At 43.1% G+C, this 22,696-nt stretch carries 19 protein-coding genes and 1 tRNA gene; 3 read left to right on the top strand and 17 right to left on the bottom strand.

Going from position 1 to position 22,696, the window contains the following annotated elements; translation table 11 throughout:
• Positions 1-25 precede the first annotated feature (25 nt).
• From AC0NJP_RS01015 to AC0NJP_RS00950, 14 genes are all read right to left on the bottom strand, one after another.
• Positions 26-1,693 carry a formate--tetrahydrofolate ligase gene (locus AC0NJP_RS01015; RefSeq protein ID WP_474698497.1) on the bottom strand — a complete coding sequence of 556 codons (1,668 nt, stop codon included), beginning with the start codon at positions 1,691-1,693 and terminating at the stop codon, positions 26-28.
• A gap of 41 nt (positions 1,694-1,734) precedes the next feature.
• Positions 1,735-2,580: a bifunctional methylenetetrahydrofolate dehydrogenase/methenyltetrahydrofolate cyclohydrolase FolD gene (gene folD, locus AC0NJP_RS01010; RefSeq protein ID WP_474698496.1), complete on the bottom strand. Its 846-nt coding sequence runs from the start codon at positions 2,578-2,580 to the stop codon at positions 1,735-1,737.
• Between the two features lie 75 nt (positions 2,581-2,655).
• Positions 2,656-3,411, bottom strand: coding sequence for a twin-arginine translocase subunit TatC (gene tatC, locus AC0NJP_RS01005; protein ID WP_474038040.1), 756 nt, complete (start codon positions 3,409-3,411; stop codon positions 2,656-2,658).
• Between the two features lie 9 nt (positions 3,412-3,420).
• On the bottom strand, positions 3,421-3,630 hold the full coding sequence (locus AC0NJP_RS01000) for a twin-arginine translocase TatA/TatE family subunit (RefSeq protein WP_474038039.1): 210 nt from the start codon (positions 3,628-3,630) through the stop codon (positions 3,421-3,423).
• A gap of 211 nt (positions 3,631-3,841) precedes the next feature.
• Positions 3,842-4,810 (bottom strand): polyprenyl synthetase family protein, encoded by a 969-nt coding sequence (locus tag AC0NJP_RS00995; RefSeq protein WP_474698495.1) that lies wholly within the window; start codon positions 4,808-4,810, stop codon positions 3,842-3,844.
• Positions 4,811-4,898: 88 nt separating this feature from the next.
• Positions 4,899-5,396, bottom strand: a complete 498-nt coding sequence (ahbB, locus tag AC0NJP_RS00990) for a siroheme decarboxylase subunit beta (protein WP_474038035.1) — start codon at positions 5,394-5,396, stop codon at positions 4,899-4,901.
• Between the two features lie 8 nt (positions 5,397-5,404).
• Complete coding sequence (ahbA, locus tag AC0NJP_RS00985) at positions 5,405-5,857, bottom strand: siroheme decarboxylase subunit alpha (protein WP_474038034.1); 453 nt, start codon at positions 5,855-5,857, stop codon at positions 5,405-5,407.
• 95 nt (positions 5,858-5,952) lie between these two features.
• Positions 5,953-6,597, bottom strand: coding sequence for a ribosome biogenesis GTP-binding protein YihA/YsxC (yihA, locus tag AC0NJP_RS00980; protein WP_474698834.1), 645 nt, complete (start codon positions 6,595-6,597; stop codon positions 5,953-5,955).
• Positions 6,598-6,620: 23 nt separating this feature from the next.
• Positions 6,621-8,981 carry an endopeptidase La gene (gene lon, locus AC0NJP_RS00975; protein ID WP_474038033.1) on the bottom strand — a complete coding sequence of 787 codons (2,361 nt, stop codon included), beginning with the start codon at positions 8,979-8,981 and terminating at the stop codon, positions 6,621-6,623.
• 180 nt (positions 8,982-9,161) lie between these two features.
• Positions 9,162-10,820 carry an ATP-dependent protease LonB gene (lonB, locus tag AC0NJP_RS00970; RefSeq protein WP_474038031.1) on the bottom strand — a complete coding sequence of 553 codons (1,659 nt, stop codon included), beginning with the start codon at positions 10,818-10,820 and terminating at the stop codon, positions 9,162-9,164.
• A 138-nt stretch (positions 10,821-10,958) separates the two neighbouring features.
• Positions 10,959-12,224 carry an ATP-dependent Clp protease ATP-binding subunit ClpX gene (gene clpX / locus AC0NJP_RS00965; RefSeq protein WP_474698494.1) on the bottom strand — a complete coding sequence of 422 codons (1,266 nt, stop codon included), beginning with the start codon at positions 12,222-12,224 and terminating at the stop codon, positions 10,959-10,961.
• A 12-nt stretch (positions 12,225-12,236) separates the two neighbouring features.
• Positions 12,237-12,842 carry an ATP-dependent Clp endopeptidase proteolytic subunit ClpP gene (gene clpP / locus AC0NJP_RS00960; RefSeq protein ID WP_474038029.1) on the bottom strand — a complete coding sequence of 202 codons (606 nt, stop codon included), beginning with the start codon at positions 12,840-12,842 and terminating at the stop codon, positions 12,237-12,239.
• Between the two features lie 35 nt (positions 12,843-12,877).
• Positions 12,878-14,167 (bottom strand): trigger factor, encoded by a 1,290-nt coding sequence (tig, locus tag AC0NJP_RS00955; RefSeq protein ID WP_474698493.1) that lies wholly within the window; start codon positions 14,165-14,167, stop codon positions 12,878-12,880.
• Between the two features lie 184 nt (positions 14,168-14,351).
• Positions 14,352-14,426, bottom strand: a tRNA-Gly gene (locus AC0NJP_RS00950).
• A 156-nt stretch (positions 14,427-14,582) separates the two neighbouring features.
• Here AC0NJP_RS00950 and AC0NJP_RS00945 point away from each other — a divergent pair.
• The 3 genes from AC0NJP_RS00945 (at position 14,583) to AC0NJP_RS00935 (ending at position 18,214) form a co-directional block, all read left to right on the top strand.
• The gene (locus AC0NJP_RS00945) at positions 14,583-15,815 is read left to right on the top strand and encodes a radical SAM protein (protein WP_474698492.1); all 1,233 of its coding nucleotides are present in this window, start codon (positions 14,583-14,585) and stop codon (positions 15,813-15,815) included.
• Positions 15,816-16,148 carry a hypothetical protein gene (locus AC0NJP_RS00940; RefSeq protein ID WP_474698491.1) on the top strand — a complete coding sequence of 111 codons (333 nt, stop codon included), beginning with the start codon at positions 15,816-15,818 and terminating at the stop codon, positions 16,146-16,148. It abuts the gene before it with no gap.
• Positions 16,149-16,375: 227 nt separating this feature from the next.
• Complete coding sequence (locus AC0NJP_RS00935) at positions 16,376-18,214, top strand: APC family permease (RefSeq protein ID WP_474698490.1); 1,839 nt, start codon at positions 16,376-16,378, stop codon at positions 18,212-18,214.
• 65 nt (positions 18,215-18,279) lie between these two features.
• Here AC0NJP_RS00935 and AC0NJP_RS00930 read toward each other — a convergent pair whose 3' ends face one another.
• The 3 genes from AC0NJP_RS00930 to AC0NJP_RS00920 form a co-directional block, all read right to left on the bottom strand.
• Entirely contained in the window at positions 18,280-19,839 is a 1,560-nt protein-coding gene (locus tag AC0NJP_RS00930) for an aldo/keto reductase (protein ID WP_474698489.1), read from the bottom strand.
• A 70-nt stretch (positions 19,840-19,909) separates the two neighbouring features.
• Entirely contained in the window at positions 19,910-21,919 is a 2,010-nt protein-coding gene (gene nrdJ / locus AC0NJP_RS00925; RefSeq protein WP_474698488.1) for a ribonucleoside-triphosphate reductase, adenosylcobalamin-dependent, read from the bottom strand.
• Positions 21,920-22,122: 203 nt separating this feature from the next.
• Entirely contained in the window at positions 22,123-22,386 is a 264-nt protein-coding gene (locus tag AC0NJP_RS00920; protein WP_474038021.1) for a LysM peptidoglycan-binding domain-containing protein, read from the bottom strand.
• Between the last annotated feature and the right edge of the window lie 310 nt (positions 22,387-22,696).

Genomic DNA, 22,696 nt, shown 5'->3' with positions numbered 1-22,696 from the left:
TAAAATATACCTATCACTCAATCAGCTAAAATAAGCCGGTGATTGTACCATCATTGGCAATATCCATTAATTCCGCTGCTGGCCGTTTGGGAAGACCAGGCATTGTCATAATATTGCCTGCTAAGGCAACAAGAAAACCAGCCCCGGCAGCCACACGAATCTCACGAATCGTCAAAGTGAAATTCTCCGGACGACCCAGTTTGGTCATATCATCACTAAAGGAATACTGTGTTTTCGCAATGCAAATTGGCGTTTTATCAAAACCAAGCGCCGTAAGTTCCGTTATGGTCTTAGCTGCCGCTGCTGTAAAGGCCACTTGACTCGCACCATAAATCGTCTTAGCAATTGCCGTAATTTTATGTTCTATTGATTCATTGACATCATAAACAAATTGGAAATTTTTCGCCTGATCACAAGCGGCCAGAACTTTTTCCGCCAACTCTACGCCGCCAGCACCGCCATCAGCCCATACATTGGAAATGGCAATTTCAGCGCCTAAGGCTTCGCATTTTTCTTTTAAAAGAGCAAGCTCGGCCTGTGTATCCGTCGGGAACACATTGACTGCCACAACAGTAGGCAAACCAAATTGTTTCATATTTTCAATATGTTTTTCTAGATTGGCCATACCGCGTTCTAACGCGGCAAGATCCTCTGTAGTCAATGCAGTTTTCGGTAATCCGCCATGCATTTTCAGTGCTCTTACCGTAGCGACAAGAACAACAGCATCTGGCGAAAACCCGCCGAATCGACACTTAATATCAAGAAACTTTTCGGCACCTAGATCAGCGCCAAAACCAGCTTCTGTAACAACAATATCGCCCAGTTTCAAACCAAATTTTGTCGCCATAATACTATTACAGCCATGAGCGATATTAGCGAAAGGACCGCCATGGACAAGAGCTGGCGTATTTTCCAACGTCTGTACTAAGTTCGGCTTAATCGCATCTTTAAAGAGAAGAGTTAAGGCTCCTGCTACTTTAAGATCCGCTACGGTAATTGGCTTATTATCGTAGGTATAAGCCACAATAATCCGGCTGATTCTTGCTTTCATATCCTCTAAGTCAGCAGCAAGACACAGAATTGCCATCATTTCTGAAGCAACCGTAATATCAAAGCCACCTTCGCGCGGCACACCGTTGGCCTTGCCGCCAAGACCTGTAATAATCTGACGTAAAGCCCGTTCATTTAAGTCAAGTACCCGCCGCCAAGTAATGCGTCTAGGGTCGATATTCAATTCATTGCCTTGATGAACATGGTTATCGATAATTGCCGCCAGCAGATTATGAGCTGTGGTAATCGCATGAATATCGCCCGTAAAGTGCAAGTTAATATCTTCCATCGGTACAACTTGAGCATATCCGCCGCCAGCTGCACCGCCTTTAATTCCAAAGCAAGGCCCTAAAGAAGGTTCTCTCAGGGCAATAACGACCTTTTTACCGAGTTTATGAAGGGCATCGCCTAAGCCGACTGTCGTTGTTGTTTTGCCTTCACCGGCAGGCGTCGGCGTAATAGCTGTCACAAGGACGAGCTTACCATTGGGGCGATCTTTTAAGCGCTCCCAAGTAGAAAGAGCTATTTTCCCTTTATATTTGCCGTATAACTCAATTTCTTCTTCCCCAATTCCCAATTGCTTCGCTACAACTGTAATCGGTTCTTTCACTGCTTCTTGTGCAATTTCTACGTCACTTTTCAACCTGTCGTTCCCTCCAAATCATTCTTGCATCAAGACTGCCCTTATTCACTAATAAGTTTCGCAGCCTTTACTGTATTTTTCAGCAGCATGGCGATTGTCAATGGGCCAACACCGCCTGGTACTGGCGTAATAGCACTGGCAATCTCCTGCACAGAGGCAAAGTCCACATCGCCAACCAGCTTCTTATCAAGGCGATTAATCCCTACATCAATCACTACAGCGCCTGCTTTCACCATGGAGCTTGTTACAAATTGCGGCTTGCCTACGGCAGCAATCACTATGTCAGCTTGCTTCGTAAGACCTGCCAGATTTTCTGTTTTTGAGTGACAAATCGTCACAGTGGCGCTTTTAGCCAAGAGCAAAGCAGCCATTGGTTTTCCTACAATATTACTGCGTCCAATAATGACTGCATGTTTACCGGCAACAGCGATATCATAGCGGTCTAATAATTCCATAACGCCTTGAGGCGTACAAGGAATAAAAGCATCTTTCCCTTGCCATAAACACCCGGTATTAATCGGATGAAAACCATCTACGTCTTTTTCCGGTACAATTGCTTCAATCACTTGCTGTTCATCGACGGCTTGTGGTAAAGGCAGTTGCACGAGAATGCCGTGAATCGCATCACGTTGATTTAGCTCGCCAATTACGGCAAGAACCTCTGCTGTCGTTGCCGTTTCCGGCATTCGAATCACTTCGGAATAAATGCCTAAGGCCTGGCAAGCCTTTTCCTTATGTCCTACATAAACTTTCGAGGCAGGATTTTCACCAACTAGGATGACAGCAAGGCCTGGCGTAATTCCCCGATTTTTCAGACAAGTAATATCATTTATTAGTTCATCTTTGATCAATTGTGCTGTTTTTTGTCCATCAAGTAAATGCGCCATAAGTCCATCCTTTCTAATGTGAAAAAGTCCCTCCAGAATTTCGCCGACAGCAAAATCTGAAAGGAGCATAGCTATTTATTTTCTTAAAATATAACGGACGATTAATAAGCTAATCTCATACAAAATAAGCATGGGCACAGCTACAAGCGTCTGTGAAAACACGTCTGGCGTCGGCGAAAGTATGGCGCCGAATACAAACGATAAAACAAAAACGACTTTGCGTTTTTTCTTTAAAAAATCTGATGTAAGCAGCCCCAATTTCGCTGCTACCGTAATAAACAGTGGCAGTTCAAAAACAAAGCCAAAAGGCAATAAAAAGGAAATTACAAATGATAAATAATCACCAATCGAAAAAAGCGGCTGCAAACTATCCGTAGCAAATCCCAGCATAAAGCGAATCCCCGCTGGAAGTGCTAAGAAGTAGGAAAAGGCCAGTCCCGCTAAAAAAAGCAAAACAGATGCGGGGACCAGAAAAAAAGAAACTTTCTTCTCCGTACCCGTTAAAGCCGGCAGAATAAAAGCCCAAACTTGATATAAAATTACAGGTAGTGCAATTAAAAAACCCACAAAAAAAGAAACTTTTAAATAGGTAAAAAAAGCTTCAGCAGGATGCATATAATAAAGTTTTCCAGCTGGCGCTGTAATAAAACTCACTAAGTCTACAGCATAGAAGTAACAGACAGAACTTGTGGCCACCAGTGCAATAATTATTTTAATTAACCGATGACGTAATTCCTGCAGATGGTCTACCAGCGACATCATTCCTTGCGCGGCGGGTGCAGCCGTATCGGATTCTGCTGCCGTTACTTCGTCTTGTTCATCGGTCGCCATAAGAAATCCTCACTTTTTCTCTTCCGCTTTGCGAGGTTCTTCAATCGGCTTTGCTTCTACTTTAATGGACTCGTCTTTTGCTTCACCGATAGTCGCCTTTTTAAATTCAGTAATGCCGCGGCCAAGAGCCTTGCCAACTTCAGGAAGTTTCCCCGGTCCAAATACAACTAAAGCAATTACAAGAATTAAGATCAATTCCGGCATACTAAAACTAAACAATCCTGTCACACCCTTTCATTAATATTATACCTGTTTGTTTTCTAAAACACAATATGAGGGATATTCAGTAAGATTTGTCTAAAAAATTTCGCCCTACCAAGTGATAATTCCTTTAAAATATTTTCATTTTACAGTAATTTAACAAAATAGCAGAATAATGATTGAAAAAAAGACATTTTATCGCAGCGCATAAAATGTCTTTCTTGAAATCTTAAAAATGACGTTTACCAATAAATTCAGTAATATCCAAAAGAACCTTTTTAACCGAAAGCGGTATGCATTCAGGCAAAACCTGCCGCGCCTCCTCCAGGTAGTGCTGGGCTTGCTGAAAAGAATATTCAACAGCACCACTATTACGAATATAACCTAATGCCTCTGCCAGCTTTGTTGCATCATTCGCTACAGCACGTGAGGCAATTAATTGATACAGCTTGTCTTTATTGTGACTATGGTTCAACGCATACAGCGTAGGCATTGTTAAGATGCCTTGTTTTAAATCATTGCCTGTGGGCTTTCCTACTTCCTGTTCCGTAGCCGTTACATCAAGTAGGTCGTCCGTAATTTGAAAAGCAATCCCAATGCAGTAGCCATAACGATGAAGCGCCGTTACCGACTGCGTATCATACCCAGCGGCAATTCCACCCAACTTACAGCTTGTTGCAATAAAATCAGCTGTCTTGCGATTAATATTGGTAAAATAGCCTTCCATGGTTTGGTTTAAATCAAAGAGATCCCGTTCCTGGAAAATTTCCCCTTCACAAATAACACAGATCGCATCTGTTAAAAGTTTCATCGATTCACTGCGTGAATGCTCAGCGATCAAAGAAAAGGCACGAGCGAACAAATAATCTCCAGCCAAAACCGAAGCATGGTTACCAAAAATCACATTTGCCGTAGGACGCCCCCGCCGCGTAGCCGCCACATCAATTACATCATCATGGACAAGTGTCGCCATATGAATTAATTCGATAGCCGTTGCTAAATAATGAGCCTCGTTACTTTGTTCCTTGTCCCTTTTGGCACAGAGTAAAAACAAAGCCGGCCTCAATCTCTTTCCACCGGCATGAAGTAAATGTCCACCGATTTTACTAAGTAAAGCTTCCGGCACAGTAACCATCTCAAGTAGCTCCTGTTCCACGGCAGCCATTTCTTCTTGCACCAGTGAAAATAAATTAGTCATAGTCAAATCAGATCACCTACAGCTAAAGTCTGTTACTATCATACAATACAACAGACATATAGTCCACCATATTTCCCCTTTTTATTCCCTATTGCGCTTTTTCCTGGCGTAAGACTGCGTCTTCCTGAAAATAACGCATACTCGTCTTTTTCCATTCCTTGGTGCTAAACAGCAACTTATAATCGAAAACGCCTGTCGCTTCTGCTAACTTTAGCGCAGTCTCTTCACAAATCTCCCGGCTATGGCCATGGATCATCGTATAAAAATTATAAGGCCAGTCTGGTTTTATTTCCCGGCAATAGCAGTGCGTAACAGCAGGAGACGCTGTCATAATTTCCCCGACTCGTTCACAGTCAGCAAATGGCACAATCCAAGCGCATAAAGCATTTGCTGTATAGCCAATGCGACGATGCGTCAGAACAGCGCCAAACTTACGAATTTTCCCCGTTTCTTGAAACCGCTGCAATCGTTCTATCAGTTCTGCTTCGGTAATTTTTAATTCGCTAGCTAAGCGTGCATAAGGTTCCTTTTCCAAAGGAAATTCATCTTGCATTAGTATAATAATCTCTTTATCCAGCCAATCCACTCCATCACCTACTTCAAATCAAATTTGACATTTACTTTTAATTTTTTTTGGGCTGGTAAGCTATGCAAACGCCGAATCCCAGGAACTTTTGCAATTTCCGCCAGAACTTGTTCTTGCGCCGCTTTACTTGGTGAAAGCAGTGTAAACCAAAGGTTAAATTCCCCTTCTCGTTCATAATTATGAGTTACGCCCACATAGGAGTTGATTTTTTGCGCTACCGCAGCAAGGGCCTCACTATCTACCTCAGCAGCAACTAATGTACCAACATACCCGAGTCGTGCCGAATCAAAAAAAGGACCAATTCGTCGAATATAGCCATTGTCCTTCATCCAACGGACACGTGACAAAACCGTCTCCTCGTCGCAGCCTACAGCATCGCCAATCATTGCAAAAGGACGGCTGGCTACCGGAAGTTTCGTCTGTAAAATATTTAAAATAGCCTTATCGAGTTGTGACAGCATGACATCCAGCCTTTCTAAAAATAATAAGAAAACAAGACCTGTTCAGCATGGAAAGAAGGACAGCCCGGAGACTGTCCTTTCCTATTCTATTACTGTTATAGTAACAAAAGGTCGCCAATAACGTCAAGAACTTCTTTCCTACCAGTTCCTTTTAACGAAGAATAAGTCATGATTTCATGTTGCTTTATTTTTAGCTGACGACTAATAAGAGCTTGCTGTTTCTGCACGGCCGAACGACTTAATTTATCGGCTTTGGTCGCAATAATCTGTACAGGTACGCCTGATGAAACAAGCCAGTCAAAAACCTGTAAGTCGCTTTCCTGCACAGGGTGGCGAATATCGATAAGCTGAAATACCCGTTTCAGTTCCGTAGATTCCATAAGAAAATCTTCAATAAATTTCCCCCAGCTTGTGCGTTGTTTTTGTCCCCGCTTAGCATAGCCATAACCAGGCAAATCGACAAAGAAAATGCTCTTTCTCTCTAGAGATTTTCGCATTTCTAATTGATAAAAATTAAGAGTTTGCGTTTTACCTGGCGTACTACTGATGCGAGCTAACCCCCGATGACGGCAAAGCGAGTTAATCAACGAAGATTTTCCTACATTGGATCTTCCTACAAAGGCAAACTGAGGCAGATCTTCTGCTGGATATTGATCAGCCCGCACAGCGGAAGCGACGTATTTTGCCGCCAGAACCTCAACCTCTGCGATTACAGCTGCCGCTTTCTCGCCTGGTGCCATTTGCCCGTTTTTTACTTCTACAGTCATTCTTTTGCAGCCTCCGCTGTTTCCGTCGCTTCCTCAGACGATTTTCCTGCCAACAAGGCCGTTTTAAGGACTTCATCCATATGCTCTACTGGAATAAATTCCAGGCTTCGTTTTACATTTTGCGGCAATTCCTCAAGATCACGTTTGTTTTCCGCTGGTAAAAGAATGGTTTTAATGCCAGCACGATGCGCAGCCAGAACTTTTTCTTTTATACCACCGACAGCAAGAACGCGGCCACGTAACGTAATTTCGCCAGTCATAGCTAAATCGCTGCGAATCGGTCTGTCGCTTAGCGCTGACACGATCGCCGTAGCCATGGTAATACCGGCTGACGGACCATCCTTAGGAATTGCGCCTTCTGGTAAATGCACATGAATATCTAGTTTTTCGTGAAATTCTTCATCAATGCCAAGAAGCTGCGCCCGATTGCGAATATAGCTAAAACCAGCCTGAGCACTTTCCTGCATAACTTCGCCTAACTGTCCAGTCAAGGTTAGTTTCCCTTTGCCCTTCATGGTCGAAACTTCTACAGGTAAAACATCGCCGCCCACTTCTGTCCAAGCCAGACCTGTCGCAACGCCAACCTGAGGCTCTTTTTCCGCAGCAGAATGCCGAAATTTCGGACTACCCAAAAAGACATGAATGTTTTGCGGTGTAACTTTAACACGCGAACGCTTATTTTGGACGATTTGACGGGCCACCTTACGGCAAAGACCAGCGATACTGCGTTCTAAGCCGCGGACTCCCGCTTCGCGCGTATAGTCACGGATAATCTTTTGAATCGCCGCGTCGGAAAATGAAATTTGTTTCTCCGTAAGACCATGTTCTTTCGTCTGTTTACTAACCAAATACTGTTTAGCAATCTGCACCTTTTCTTCTTCCGTATAGCCAGGAATCTGAATCACTTCCATACGGTCTAACAGCGGCCGGGGAATATTATGCATCACATTCGCCGTAACAATCCAAAGCACGCGCGATAAATCAAAGGGCAGCTCTACATAATGATCACTAAAGGTATTGTTCTGTTCAGGGTCTAGCACTTCCAGCAACGCGGAAGACGGATCGCCTCTAAAATCAGCGCTCATTTTATCAATCTCATCTAGCAAAAAGACCGGATTTTTTGAACCAACTGTCCGCATCCCCTGAATAATCCGACCAGGCATAGCGCCTACATAAGTCCGACGATGACCGCGAATTTCCGCTTCATCACGCACGCCCCCCAAAGAAGCGCGAATAAATTTACGCTCCATTGATCTGGCAATCGAGCGCGCCAGCGATGTTTTACCAACGCCAGGCGGCCCTACCAAGCAGAGAATTGGTCCTTTCATCTGATCGGTTAATTTGCGAATAGACAAGTACTCTAAAATTCTTTCTTTCACTTTTTCCAGACCATAATGATCTTCATCTAGCGTGGCTTCTGCCAAAGTAATATCAAGACGATCTGTAGAAATTTTCGACCAAGGCAAAGAAAGTAGCCAATCGAGATAGGTGCGAATGACGGCGCTTTCCGCCACCATAGGTGGCATTTTTTCCAGACGATCAATTTCCTTCTTGATTTTTTCTTCTACCTCTTTAGGCAGTTCTTGTTCCTTCATGCGCTGCCGATATTCTTCTACCTCGGCTGCCCGGTCATCCTTATCGCCTAATTCCTTTTGAATGGCCTTCATTTGCTCGCGTAAATAGTATTCCTTCTGGGTTTTTTCCATTTGTTTGCGTACGCGCACATTAATCTTTTTTTCCAGTTCCAATATTTCCATTTCACGGCCTAATATCTCGCAAAGCTTTTCCAGGCGTTCTTTAATTGTTACTGCATCAAGCAGCGCCTGTTTATCTTCAATCTTCAGAGATAAATGAGTCGCAATCAAATCAGTAAGCCGACCCGCTTCTTCTACGGTTACAACCGATACAAGCGTTTCCGGCGGAATTTTCTTGCTCAGCTTCACCCACTGTTCAAATTGGCTGATCACTGTACGCGTCAGAGCTTCTATTTCCGGCGTTTTCTGTTCCACTTCCGAAAATTCTTCAATCTCTACGGAATAGTAAGGATCAAATTTAATATAATTTGCAATTTTAGCCCGATGAAGTCCTTCTACCAAGACTCGAATCGTACCGCCAGGCAGCTTTAATAATTGTTTAATTTCTGCTACCGTGCCAATTTCAAAAATATCTTCCGCTTCTGGCTGATCCGTCTGGGCATCTTTCTGTGTTGCCAGCATAATAAGCCGATCATGAACCATCGCCTCTTCTAGGGCGCTGATCGACTTTTCCCGACCTACATCAAGATGAATAATCATATAAGGATATACCAAGATGCCTCGAAGCGGCAGCAATGGTATCAATTTTTTTTGGTCAGACATAATGTGTCCTCCTTCTCGCCTCTTCACTTTGTACGTCCTTATTCCGGTTTAGCAACCGAAATAAGAGCTGCGGTAATTATTTCATAGGTCAGCCTATCTTATACATATTCTTACACATTCCCTAAAAATCCTTTCTTTTCTCACAAGAGTAGCCGGGTAAGTTTCCCGGCTGTCCTTGTTTTATATTAAATTGATCTTAGCCGGTTCCTGTACCAGTGTTCTAGAATCGAAACACAATGTCTCCGCAAGAACTTCTTGCAAAGTATCCACAGCAAGTACTTCAATGCCCAAAGATTGAAACCCCTCCTGTTCATTTTCCCGGGGAATCAAAACTTTTTCGGCTCCGGCTTGCTTTGCCGCTAGCACTTTTGCGAGTACTCCGCCCACAGGTTTAACTAAGCCGCGCAATGATAATTCGCCTGTCAGAGCAACTCGGTTGTCAATGGGAATCTGATGAATCGCCGAATATAATGCGGCAGCGATGGTTACGCCAGCGCTAGGCCCATCAACCGGTCCGGCCGAAGGAAAATTCACGTGGACATCATAAGACGAAAAATCAATGGAATATTCATTTTTCAATACAGTCATAACATTTTCGATCGATCCTTTAGCCATACTTTTACGACGAATTAAGCGGCCTTGACTCTGAATTTCTTCCTCATCAACAATTCCTGTTACCGTCAGTTTTCCTTGACCACTATCCACTTTCGTCGCCGCAACTTCAACTTCCATCATCGCCCCGATGCTAGGACCGCAAATCGCTAAGCCATTGGCAAACCCGACTTGCGGACTTGCCCCAATCTTCGTTTCCGGCCTCGGGTCGTATTGACTAAAATTAATCACCCATTCTATATCAGCCTTCGAAAGAGTACGACGTCTTTCCGTAAGAGCCATACTCGCCGCGGTCTGTACGATATTTACAGCCTCGCGCCCGCTCGAAGCATAGCGTTCAATTAGAGAAATCACCTCAGGCTCAACAGAAAAATCTATTTTATTTAAGGCTATCTTAGCGATTCTGCCAATTTCAGGCGCAAGCAGTGGCCGAAAATAAATTTCGACGCAACGTGAACGCAGTGCTGCCGGAATCTCCTCCGGCAATCTTGTTGTAGCACCAATCAGACGAAAATCCGCCGGCAAACCATTTTGAAAAATATCATGAATGTGCAGCGGGATATTTTTGTCTTCCTTATGGTAATAGGAACTTTCCAAGAATACTTTGCGATCTTCCAGGACTTTTAATAGTTTATTCATTTGCACATGGTGGAGCTCACCAATTTCATCAATAAATAAAACACCGCCGTGGGCTTTAGTGACTGCTCCCGCTTTCGGCTGAGGAATACCAGCAACGCCTAACGGTCCCGCCCCTTGGTAAATCGGATCATGAACAGTACCAATCAGCGGATCGGCAATTCCCCGCTCATCAAAACGCGCTACAGTGGCATCCAATTCGGTAAAGACAGCACCAGGTCGAAAAGGAGACAGACTGTTGCCACGGGCTTCTTCCAAAATAAGTCTAGCTGCCGCAGTTTTGCCGATACCTGGTGGTCCGTAAAGAAGGACATGTTGTGGATTGGGGCCGCAAAGAGCCGCTCGCAGAGCGCGAATGCCTTCTTCTTGACCGACAATCTCCCGAAAAGAAGTGGGACGTGTTTTCTCTGACAGCGGCTCCGTTAAAGCAATGGACCGCAATCGTTGCAATTTATCAATTTCAGAACGTGATTCTTTTTCTACAGCCACTTTGTTCCCTTGTTGTGATCTAAGTAAATTCCAAAAGTAAAGGCCAATTACTACAGCAAAAAAGCACTGGAGTAACGTAAAAAAATTGACTGCATATTCCATGTTTGCCCTCCTTTTGCTCCGTGTTCTTTTTCAGCTTTGCACAAGTTTAGTATGAGCGCAAAACTTCATTTTATCCGACGAGCAAAAGAGACAAAAAAGGAGAGAACGCAAGGTTCTCTCCTCAAGCTAAGCTGCTAATCAAGCAGACTCTTCTTTTTTCTTGCTTTTTTTATCAGCTGCAGTGACCAATTTCGGTTCTTCTTTCGCCATGACGACTTCGCGAGTTACCACGCATTTCGTCACATCACTGCGCGAAGGAATCTCATACATAACATTGCGCATAATTCCTTCAATAATTGCCCGAAGTCCTCTAGCGCCGGTATTGCGCTTAATGGCTTCATCAGCAATCGCCGAAAGAGCGTCTTCCTTAAATTCAAGTTGCACTTCATCCATTTCCAAAAACTTTTGATACTGTTTAATCAAAGCATTTTTGGGTTCCAATAGAATCCGCACAAGCGACGCTTCATCAAGCGCATCTAATGTTACGATCACTGGCAGACGACCAACAAATTCAGGAATTAAACCAAATTTCAGTAAATCTTCCGGCAACATTTTGCCGAGAAGTTCGCCAACATTTTTCTTTTCTTTCGTTTGAATATCAGCGCCGAAGCCGAGATTTTTCTTGCCGATTCTAGCACTGATAATCCGGTCGATACCATCAAAAGCACCGCCACAAATGAACAAAATATTGGTTGTATCAATCTGGATGAATTCCTGGTGAGGATGTTTTCTACCACCTTGCGGTGGAACACTGGCAACAGTTCCCTCTAAAATTTTAAGCAGAGCCTGCTGCACGCCTTCGCCAGATACATCACGGGTAATAGATGGATTTTCCGATTTTCTAGCAATTTTATCAATTTCATCAATATATACAATGCCTTTTTCGGCTTTCTCTACATCGTAGTCGGCCGCCTGAATCAGCTTTAGCAGAATGTTTTCTACATCTTCACCGACATAGCCCGCTTCTGTTAAAGAGGTTGCATCAGCAATAGCAAAGGGTACATTGAGAATTTTAGCTAGTGTTTGTGCTAGAAGAGTCTTGCCGCTGCCTGTCGGTCCCAGCATGATAATGTTGGATTTTTGCAACTCCACATCATCCATCTTAGAACCAATATTGATCCGTTTATAGTGATTGTACACAGCTACCGACAAAGATTTTTTGGCATCGTCTTGACCAATGACATATTGATCCAAAATCGCTCTAATTTCTTTCGGTTTTGGAATTTCTTTCATATCAATGTCAATCGTTTCGCCAAGCTCTTCCTCGATGATTTCGTTGCACAATTCAATGCACTCATCACAAATATAAACGCCTGGACCAGCAACTAGCTTTTTAACCTGTTCTTGCAACTTGCCGCAAAAGGAACATTTTAACTGACCTCTGTCATCGCCAAACTTCAACATGCTATCACCTCTTTATTCGGAAGTCTCCTTCTGTTTATCGCTACGAGATACCACAGCATCAATCAAACCATAATCTAAAGCTTCTTGGCTTGACATGAAGAAGTCTCTTTCCATATCCTGACGAATTTTCTCCAAGGGTTGACCAGAATGACGAGATAAAATTTCATTGCCAATTTCGCGTAACCGCAAAATTTCACGAGCATGAATTTCAATATCCGTCGCCTGCCCCTGCGCACCGCCATGAGGCTGATGAATCATAATACGGGAATAAGGTAGAGCATAGCGCTTTCCTTTAGCACCAGCCGTTAAAAGAATCGCTGCCATACTGGCCGCTGAACCAATGCAGATTGTCGATACATCAGGACGAATATACTGCATCGTATCATAAATAGCTAAGCCAGCAGTTACAACGCCGCCTGGGCTGTTAATATACAAGTGAATATCTTTATCAGGATCTTCAGACTCTAAAAATAAAAGCTGTGCAATCACAAGATTTGCTACAGTATCATCGATAGGTCCGCCAATAAAGACAATACGGTCTTTCAGCAAACGAGAGTAAATATCATAAGATCGTTCGCCACGATTTGATTGTTCTACAACAACAGGAACAAAATTCATGATTACCACCTCTATTCGTGTAGTAGCATCCTGTTTTACGCTTTTTCTACCGTGTCAAGAATCAGGCCAAGAGCTTTTTTACGCAGAACAGTCTGCGCTAATGCGCCAATGTTGCCTTGTTCGGTAATAATTTTGCGTACTTCTTCTACAGGTGCTTGATAAGCTTCAGCCATAGCAGCTGTTTCGGCGTCTAAATCTTCAGTTTCTACTTTGAGTTCTTCTGCTTTAGCAATTGCTTCGAGCAAAAGATCTACTTTTACATTGGCTAAAGCATTATCGCGATAATTTTCTCTGAGCGTATTCATATCCATATGAACATATTCCAAATATTTATCCAGTTTCATGCCGCGACTTTCTAAATTCACAGCTAGATCTTGAATCATAACATTGATGCGGTCATCGACCATAACATCAGGAATGTCCATTTGGGCATTATCTACAGCCAATTTAATTACGTTGTTTTTAAATTCGCGTTCTGCTTTTTCTTTAGCAGCCTCTTCTAGCTTATTCTTGGTATCGGCTCTTAATTCCTCTAAGGTTTCAAACTCGCCGCTGTCTTTAGCAAATTCATCGTCAAGAGCAGGCAATTCCTTGCGTTTAATATCCTGAATTTTCACTTTAAACTCAGCGGCTTTGCCAGCCAGTTCTTGCGAGAAATATTCTTCTGGGAAGCTTACTTTAACAAGACGATCTTCCCCGCTTTTTGCACCGATCAGCTGATCTTCAAACCCAGGGATAAAGCTACCGGAACCAACTTCTAACGGATATCCTTGTGCATCGCCGCCTTTGAAAGGAATGCCATCAACAAAGCCTTCGAAGTCAATAATGGCGAAATCGCCTTTTTCTAAAACAGCATCAGGAACTACAACCATTTTTGCTTGGCGGGAACGCATATCTTCTAACTGTTTGTCAACTTCTTCATCAGTTACTTCTGCTTTTACTTCCGCAACTTTCAAGTTTTTATATTCGCCTAAAGTCACTTCCGGTTTCACCGTTACAGTTGCTTTAAATACGCAAGGAGCTTCCTCCGTTAACGTAACGACTTCAATCTGCGGACGACTTACAGGTTCAATGTTCTGTTCGTCAAGCGCTTGGCTATAAGCATTAGATGCCAAAAGATCAAATGCTTCTTCCATAATCGCTTCTTTACCAATTCTCATTTCCAATACTTTCTTAGGAACTTTTCCTTTACGGAAGCCAGGAATATTTACTTTAGCAGCCAATTTTTGATATGCACGACCTACCGCTTTCGTTACTTGTTCCTGAGGAATTTCCACCTCAAGTACGGCTTTATGGTTGTCTATTCTTTCCACTGTTACTTTCATTTATGCGATATCCTCCTTAATGAATAGTGCCATGCTTGTCCTAATACAAATTCAAATCGCAATGATTGCCTTATGTAGAAACACGAACGCCAGCATGCCATGCCTAATATACTATCATAATTGTATAACAAAAACAAGAAAAATGCAAAAAACCCAGCGATTTTTGCTGGGAATTTGACTTTAATGGAGCGGAAAACGAGATTCGAACTCGCGACCCTCGCCTTGGCAAGGCGATGCTCTACCACTGAGCTACTTCCGCACAATTTTTTCTGACGACTTTTTTATTATAGCTATAAAGCTACACTTTGTCAACATAATGTTGAAAAAAAGTATCTAATTGGCTGCACCTCTAGTAGATTGGCCGAATAAAAATAAATAACCCAGCTTAAAGGCAAAACCAAAGGAGTGGTTCTTCTTGTTCTTTTGCTTAAATAAAGATTGTCATCTCGTGGTCGGTCAGCGGCGCGGCGCCATCTATAACGTCAAATCTGGCAAGGTTCATTCTATTAGCCCTGCCGCCGTATCGCTCTTAACAGGTAGTGAAGGCTCATCTCAAACTATGGTTTTATCTGCGGACTTACTAAAAGAAAACGAACTCCAGTTTCTTGACCATCTCATTTCACTGGGCCTCGGCTCCTTTTACTATCAGCAGCCTGCCCTCGACCAGCCAAGCACGAAGCCAGTTCAGGCGCAAACTCTTGATTTTATCTGGCTAGAACTAACGGGAATGTGCAATAATCGCTGTTTGCACTGCTATGCCGATAGTTCACCCGAAACAGTCACAGAACTTCCGCTCAATTGTTGTGAACAAATATTAAGAGAGGCTTTTGCAGCCGGCGCTCGTTCCGTTCAATTGATTGGCGGTGAGCCCTTGCTTTATCCCCACTGGCGCGAACTAGCTCTGTATGCTAAAGAACTCGGCTTTGAAATAATTGAAATATTTACAAACGCTACGCTAATTACGGAAAAAGAGATTGCTTTTATCCAAGAACATAAGTTGCAAATCGCCACAACACTCTATAGCGATAAAGCTGCTATTCATGATCTAATTACTCAAAACCCAGGCAGTTTTGAACAAACTCTCGCCGCAATAAAGAGCTTACTAGCCGCCCATGTGCCCCTACGTATTGCCTCTATCTTAATGAAGCAGAATGAAACAGAGGGCGAAAATATTATGAAGCTTTGCGCCAGCCTTGGCTTACCCCCCTCGCCACCTGACGTAATTCGCCCGACAGGCCGCGGCAATGATCAAACTATACGCCCGAACCATCTCACAACGCCGCCTATTCAGCCGCCGTTTTTTACGGACCCCTTAGCTTTTAGCCGCAACCAATCCTACCATAGCTGTCTAGCCGGAAAAGTAGCTATTACCGCCACAGGTGATGTAATTCCCTGTATTTTTGCTCGTGAACAAATTTTAGGCAATATCCATGCAGAATCCCTCTCATCGATACTTGCTGGCGAAAAACTACAATCCTGCTGGCGTCTCACCAAAGACAAAATTGAAAAATGCTGCGGCTGCGAATACCGCTATGCCTGCCATGACTGCCGCCCACTAGCGCAAGCTACAGCTGCCACTCCCCATTGGCTTGCCGCACCTAAGAACTGCCTATACAACCCCGCATTGGGGATTTGGGAGGAGAAATAAATGTCTGACGAACGAGATTTTTGGCAAGAAGGCGAACTGGAAATTGAAGATCTAAAAGAACTAGATGATCGTTTTGAATCGCCTGCTGATTTCTATGATGAACCGCTTCGCATCTGTTATCCCCACAATTGCTATCCCCGGCCTTGTTACCCCCGTTCTTGTTATCCGCGCCGCCCTTGTTACCCTAATACCTACTGTTTCCCCAACACACCTTGTTCACCCAATACCTATTGCTATCCGAACCGCTACTGTTCACCACGGATGACTTGCTGGCCGAATCACGGCTGCAATCCTCGCTATTGCTACCCCAACAGCTGCTATCCCAGACGTTAAATACAGATACAGGAAAATGCACCAGCTGAGCTGGTGCATTTTTCAAGAAAAAGTAAGAGATTGGTAGCGAATGCGTTAAAAGAAATGTCATAGGAACCTTTTAGGCTAAAATGCTTCTTATTTGCGAATAAATAATAGCAAATCCGTCTAAAACAAAGCTTTCATTCTACAGCAGGCCTTGTATAATTAAGTTCTGAGTTATATTTTTCTTGGAGGATGATTCACTTATGATGCACTTTTTGCGTCGCCTGCTTATTGGTCGACCACTGCACAATCAAGAAATGGTGCATGAAAAAATGCCAAAATGGAAGGCCTTGGCAATCTTCTCTTCTGACGCCTTGTCTTCCGTGGCATACGGGCCAGAACAGATTATGTTGATCTTAGCTTTGCCTGGCATGATGGCTTACGGCTTCATCGGGCCCGTATCTATCGCTATTTTAGTCTTACTAGCAATCGTAACATTATCCTATGTCCAAGTGGCAAAAGCCAATCCTGGCGGCGGCGGCTCCTATTCCGTAGCGATCCATAATCTTGGCGAATGGCCGGCTCTTACCGCAGCGGCAGCGCTCTTTGCCGATTATACGCTAACTGTAGCCGTAAGTGTTTCAGCCGGAACAGCGGCCATCATTTCTGCCTTTCCGGAACTTTCAGCCCACGAAATTTCAATTGACTTATTTGTATTATTTTTTATTCTCATGCTTGTGAATCTTCGGGGAGTCCGTGAATCTTCCAGTGCCTTCGTCATTCCGACTTACGCCTTCATTATGGGTATTTTTATTTTAATTGGCGCTGGCATCTGGCAATCTCTTTCCGGCCTTGGCCCAACAATTCCGCCAGAATCCTTGGAAAGACAGCTCAACTTCCCTGTATTTTATTTGCTACTACGAGCCTTTGCTAACGGCTGTAGTTCGATGACTGGTTTAGAGGCTATTTCCAACGGCGTTCCGATGTTTAAAGAGCCTGAAGTAAAAAATTCCGCTAAAACGACGTATTGGATGTCACTGATTCTTGGTGTCATGTTTCTTGGAATTTCTTATTTATTAATGCATTTTCATATCCTACCCCTTGATGACGTAACCGCTTTATCACAGATTGCGGAAAAAACCTTTGGGCGCGGCTTTTTCTACTATTATATTCAAATTACAACGATGCTCGTTCTTTATCTTGCTGCGAATACTTCCTTTAATGGTCTGCCGCCACTGTTATCGATTCTCGCTAAAGATGGCTACATGCCCCGCTATCTGGGAACACGCGGTGAAAGGCTCAGCTTCAGCAATGGCATTATTCTGTTAAGCATCGTAGCTGGCCTGCTTATTGTCATCTTTAATGGCAATACAGAAGATCTGATTTCACTTTATGCTATCGGCGTATTTCTCTCCTTTACCATTGCACAAAGCGGCATGGTCGTTCATTGGAAACATGAACAGGGCTCCGGCTGGATTGTGAGAGCTATTTTAAATGCCTTTGGCGCCATAATCACCGGTATCGTCGTACTGATTATCTTAGTGACAAAATTCTTCTATGGCGCCTGGATGGTCATTGTGTTTATTCCGATCATGATGTTCGTCTTCAAAAAAATTCGTCACCATTACAATGATATGGCAGAACAGCTTCATTTGCCTTCTAATGAAATTGAAGAAATTTTCAATACGCCTATCGGAAAAAACATGGTCATTGTCCCCATTGCCTCACCGACGCGAGTCGTAGCCGAAACGCTAAAATACGCTCGTTCCATTTCGGCTGACGTAACAGCGTTACATATCGCCATTGACGAAGAAAGCGGTCAAAAGGTCGAGAAAAAGTGGCGGTCACTCAACTTAGATATCCATCTAGTTACCGTCTATTCGCCCTATCGCCTCGTAATTCAGCCGCTTATTGATTATGTAGCCAAACTAGAAAAAGAAAAGTCACCGGAAGACTTTATTACCGTACTCATTCCCGAATTCGAAACAAAAAAAAGCTGGCATCGACTGCTACACAATCAAACCGGCTGGATTTTACGTACTTTGCTAATTTTAAAAGACAACGTCGTTGTAACAACCATCCCTTATCATCTAAAAAAATAATCGTAATCATGAACATTTATGAAAAAAAGCGCTCCTAATCCCATTCAGGATAGGAGCGCTTTTCGTTATTCCCCAAGAAGCGCTAAAGAATCAAGATCTATTTTACTAGTTGCTTCCTGCAATTTCTGCCAACTTACCTCACGTGGCGCTACGGCAACTGGCTTTTTTAGGTCTTCAAGAACATCTTCGACATAGGTAGCCTGCCGCATACCAACAAGCACGGAGGTCACGCCCAAAGTAGAACGAATCGTCCGCAAAGCAAGCTGACTTAAGGACGCTGCTTCACTCCAATCAGGGTCAGCAGCAGCTAAAGCTGCTTTATCAAGTTTCACTCGCTGTTGTTCTCTCCCACGATAATAAGCAGCAATATTTTTAAATAAAGGATTTAATTGCGCCACATAATCATCAATCCAACAAGTTAATTCCTGGTTCAAGGCGGAGCTTTTCAATAATATATCAATCGACGTCTGAATCACCGGAATAAAATAGGAATGATTCACATCCTGCCAATGCCAATAAGAATCAAAAGTATACCAGTGTTTTTGCAACACTTCACCAGAGTTCAATCCTTTAAATAAAGCTGGATTGGCAAGATCCTGATCAGGCAATACTGTAATGAATTTCCGCCGGAAAACTTCCTCTAGTTCCATCAATGCCCGAATCTGCTCAACAAGGAGCTCAATATGCCGAAAAGTTTCGCCAGAAAGTTCTGTAAGCCGACAGATCGAGTCCCCTTTCATCGCGTTAAGTGGTCGATTAATCAGAACAGCCAGTTCCTGTGACGCTGCAAAACTCAGAAGCGACTGACCACCAGGCTGATTTTTTTCTAGTATAGCGCCAGGTTCATAGATGTTTAAGGGAAATTCGACAACTTTAAAATGATGAGTAGGAGCAATTTTTTCGGCAATTTGCCAAATGTCGCTTAAAGACACCGCTTCATAGGCGTCAGCTGGCGTTGGAAAATCGTTGGAACTAATCCCATAGCAACCAATCCGACCAGCAGCGACCTCCTGTTCTAAGTAAATAAAAGCTGCCTCAATCCGCCGCAAAAATTCGCTTCTCGCTGCATCTTGTTCCATCCCCTGTTCTTTCGCCCACAAAAAAAAGTATTCCGGGTTATGGAGCAAATAGCAGTCAATGACAGACAGATTAAGTCTTGCAAGGCTTGCCGCGATCTGGTCTCGTAAAAAGTCAGGATGGATCGAGTGCGCTAAAGTTTCGTTAAAGACAAGCACTTCCGGCGAAACGGGATTTCCAGCCGCTTGCCCTTCCTGATAGCGTACTAAATTACTGCCTTGCAAATAACCACCTTTCGATACGATCACAACTTCGTCTCTGGCAAGTTCACCAGAGTTCGTTAATTCCGTAAGAACTTGTCCTATCAACTCTTCCGACTGACCATCTGTATAATTTGCACTTGTATCAATCAAATTAATGCCACTCTGCAGCGCCGTCTTCAGCGCTGTTTTATGGCTTTCTTCGGTCAAAAACAAGCGATAACTGCCAAAACCGGCTTCGCTTACCACAAGCCCGGTATTCCCCAAGGAACGATAGGCTAACTCCTTATGTTTTTGTGCATAGCCTGCTGTGCCTTGCGGGGTTGCCTTGGTCTGTAGATTTTCCAAAATACTACCACTCCTTTATTAATCTCCCCCTTCATTATAAGGCCCCAGCCTTTTTCCAGCAATCAAATTACTACTTTATGGGACAAGCGCCGTTTTGACACTCTAAATCACCATGACCGACAGTGCCATGATGCTGTGAAAACTCAGCAAAAGACAGCCGTTCATAGGGCGCCTGCTGCCGGCTTTCATCAATCATAATTGTCGTACCCTTTAGCCGCGGTAAAAAGGACAACAGTAAGCTCTTTACCTCTGAGGAAGAAAGCGAGTGGGGCGGAATGTTGGCAGTAAAACTAATGGCATTATCGGCATAAACATCTTGAATCATGGCTTGAACACTGAGCATATCGGCAAGATGAATTTCATTTTGTTGCTCAACCATATCTTCTATATCTAATCCCGCTGCCTCAGCAATTTCTACCAGGCGGTCTTTATAGTAAAATTTTACAACTTTCGTAGTTGCTGAATACATGTCCTGCTCCATATCACTCAGGCTAAAAGCGTCTAACTCAGGATCATTTGCAGCATAACGCACACGGCGAATCCCATAGCGCGTATAAATCGGCTGAATCCCTGTTGTTTCACCTGGCAACAGAGCAATCGTTCCCGTCGGTGCAATTGTCGTTACTTTGACAGGCTCGGGAATTCTCAGGCAAAAAGCATAATCGCGCGCCGCCTGTCGCACAATCTGATAATATTTTTTTAACGATTGCATCACATATTGATTATAGTGAGACTCAGAATATTTAATACCGTTTTGAATGAGCCAAGTCTGATAGCCGAAAAACCCTACGCCAATTCGCCGATTTTTGGCCACTACCGCCTGTTGACGCTGATTTAAAATATCGCCGAAAGTATTACGAATCAAGAACCGAGCCATGAGCCGAAAGGCTTCTTGCCGTTCCTGTTCGTCACTAAAAGCCGCCAGATTAATATGACCTAGGTTACAATTTTCAAAACCTTGTAAGGCAATTTCACCGCAAGGATTCGTACTTTCGATGAGTTCAGGTTCTGTTTCACCTACTTGTGATAAAGAGCGGTTCCAAAATCCCGGTTCCCCTCTAGTCATCATCGCCTCAACAGCTCGATCCAGAACTAGCCGAGCATGAGAATTGCCCTTTTTCCATGCAGCAAAAAAATCATCATCAATTTCAACAGAAATATTCGTCGTCCAATGGGACGTTTCATCAAGCTTGCAATCAATAAAAGCCAAAATGTCTTCGTCTTTCCAAGATTTCAGACTCATTCTAGCGCTACGTCGCACATTACCAGAAATTACACAACGAGCAATAAGATGGTCAATTTCCATAAAATCAAGAGAATTCAATTTTTGCCCTTGTTTGCTATTGAGCAATTCTGCCACATCATAAAGCATGACAATGAGTGGCAAGGGTCCTGAAGCAATCCCGCCAAACCCTTTAATTCGAGATCCTTTCGGTCGAATATTAGATACATCGAAGATCAACTCAACTGCTTCATCGCCGGTTTCCCAAAAAGCATCAAGCAGATTTTTAAGAGCCTCTACCCAGCCCTCACGAGAATCATCAATCGTAATGGAACCAGTCCATTCCGGCGAATAAGTCAGTGACATCTTGTCTTTAATATCACTGTAATCAGGATGGCTGCGATCACAAACAAGATGCAGATTCACTCTGCGCTGTACCGGATTATAGCGTTCCACATAACGATTCGAATAGTTACTGCCCACACCGCCGCCTTTGCACAGTTCATCGAATAAAAAAGTAAAATGCTCTGAAACAATTTCTGTCCAAGAGCTATTATGACAATTAAATAAAAACTGCCGTCCTGGCACACCAGAAACCCATAAGCTTCGCCCCGCCGGAATCGCTTTGAAAGAATACATCATATCAAAAAGCTTTTCCGCTTCGTCCGGTTCTATGTAACGACTTGGTACTAAACTGCAATTCCCATTGACCACCCGTAAAACAGTTTCCGGCCAAGTTTCCTTTTCGCCATTCGGCTTTATCCTCGAATAGGTTCGTTCATACACGGCTTTGCCTAAAACGCCAAATTCTACTGACTCATTCAACTGCTGAAGTTTTTCTTTATCGATGATCAACATAATAATCGCTCCCGCTTACAATTTACTAGTTAGCTTTCGAAAAAAGGCAGATATCTATAACAGCCTCCTCAATCACTATATATTGTATTTTAACACATTTTAAAAACTATATATAGTGTTTCGTGGTCTTGTAAAAAAATAGAGACAAAAGGCACAGTCCTTTTGTCTTGTTTGCAATACAGCGTTTTGTAATTAGAAAAACATTAAGGAAAAGGTACTTTGAGTTGCTGGCCAGCCATGATTTTTCCGTTACTATCTAAGCCATTTATACTACATATTAAAACAATGCGCTGTCTGATATCTTCTCGTTCTGTAGTATACCGAGCAGCAATGGTCCACAAGGTATCGCCCTGCGTCACAGTCACTGTTTCATAACGTAAAGCAGCTTGTTTTCCCTGGATTGAATAAGCATGAACAGAACTTACAGCCATGAATAATAAAAGAAAAACCCATAAGAGTTTACGCATTCAAACCCCTCCGAACATTTGTTTGGTTTTAGTTTATCACAGAACAGATGTTCGGTCAAACAGAAAAACCATTGCCAAAATAAAATAACCGCCCTAAATAAATAGGACAGTCAATTTTATTCACAGCATATAGTAATCATGCTATAATGGGAAAAAATAATTTATCTAATGCCGCGCCTACTCTTTTTCCCGCTTTTGTGTTAAAGTTTTCAATGAGTCGCTAATAGTCCATAAAAAATATAATTGCAATAACGTAGTAACAATATAAAAAGCCAATAAAAAAAAGTCTTCAAAATCTAACGGATACATA

It is taken from the genome of Pelorhabdus sp. sgz311002 (assembly GCF_056134285.1).
Note: the sequence above shows the minus strand (reverse complement) of the source record. Positions and strands in the feature narration are given on the sequence as shown.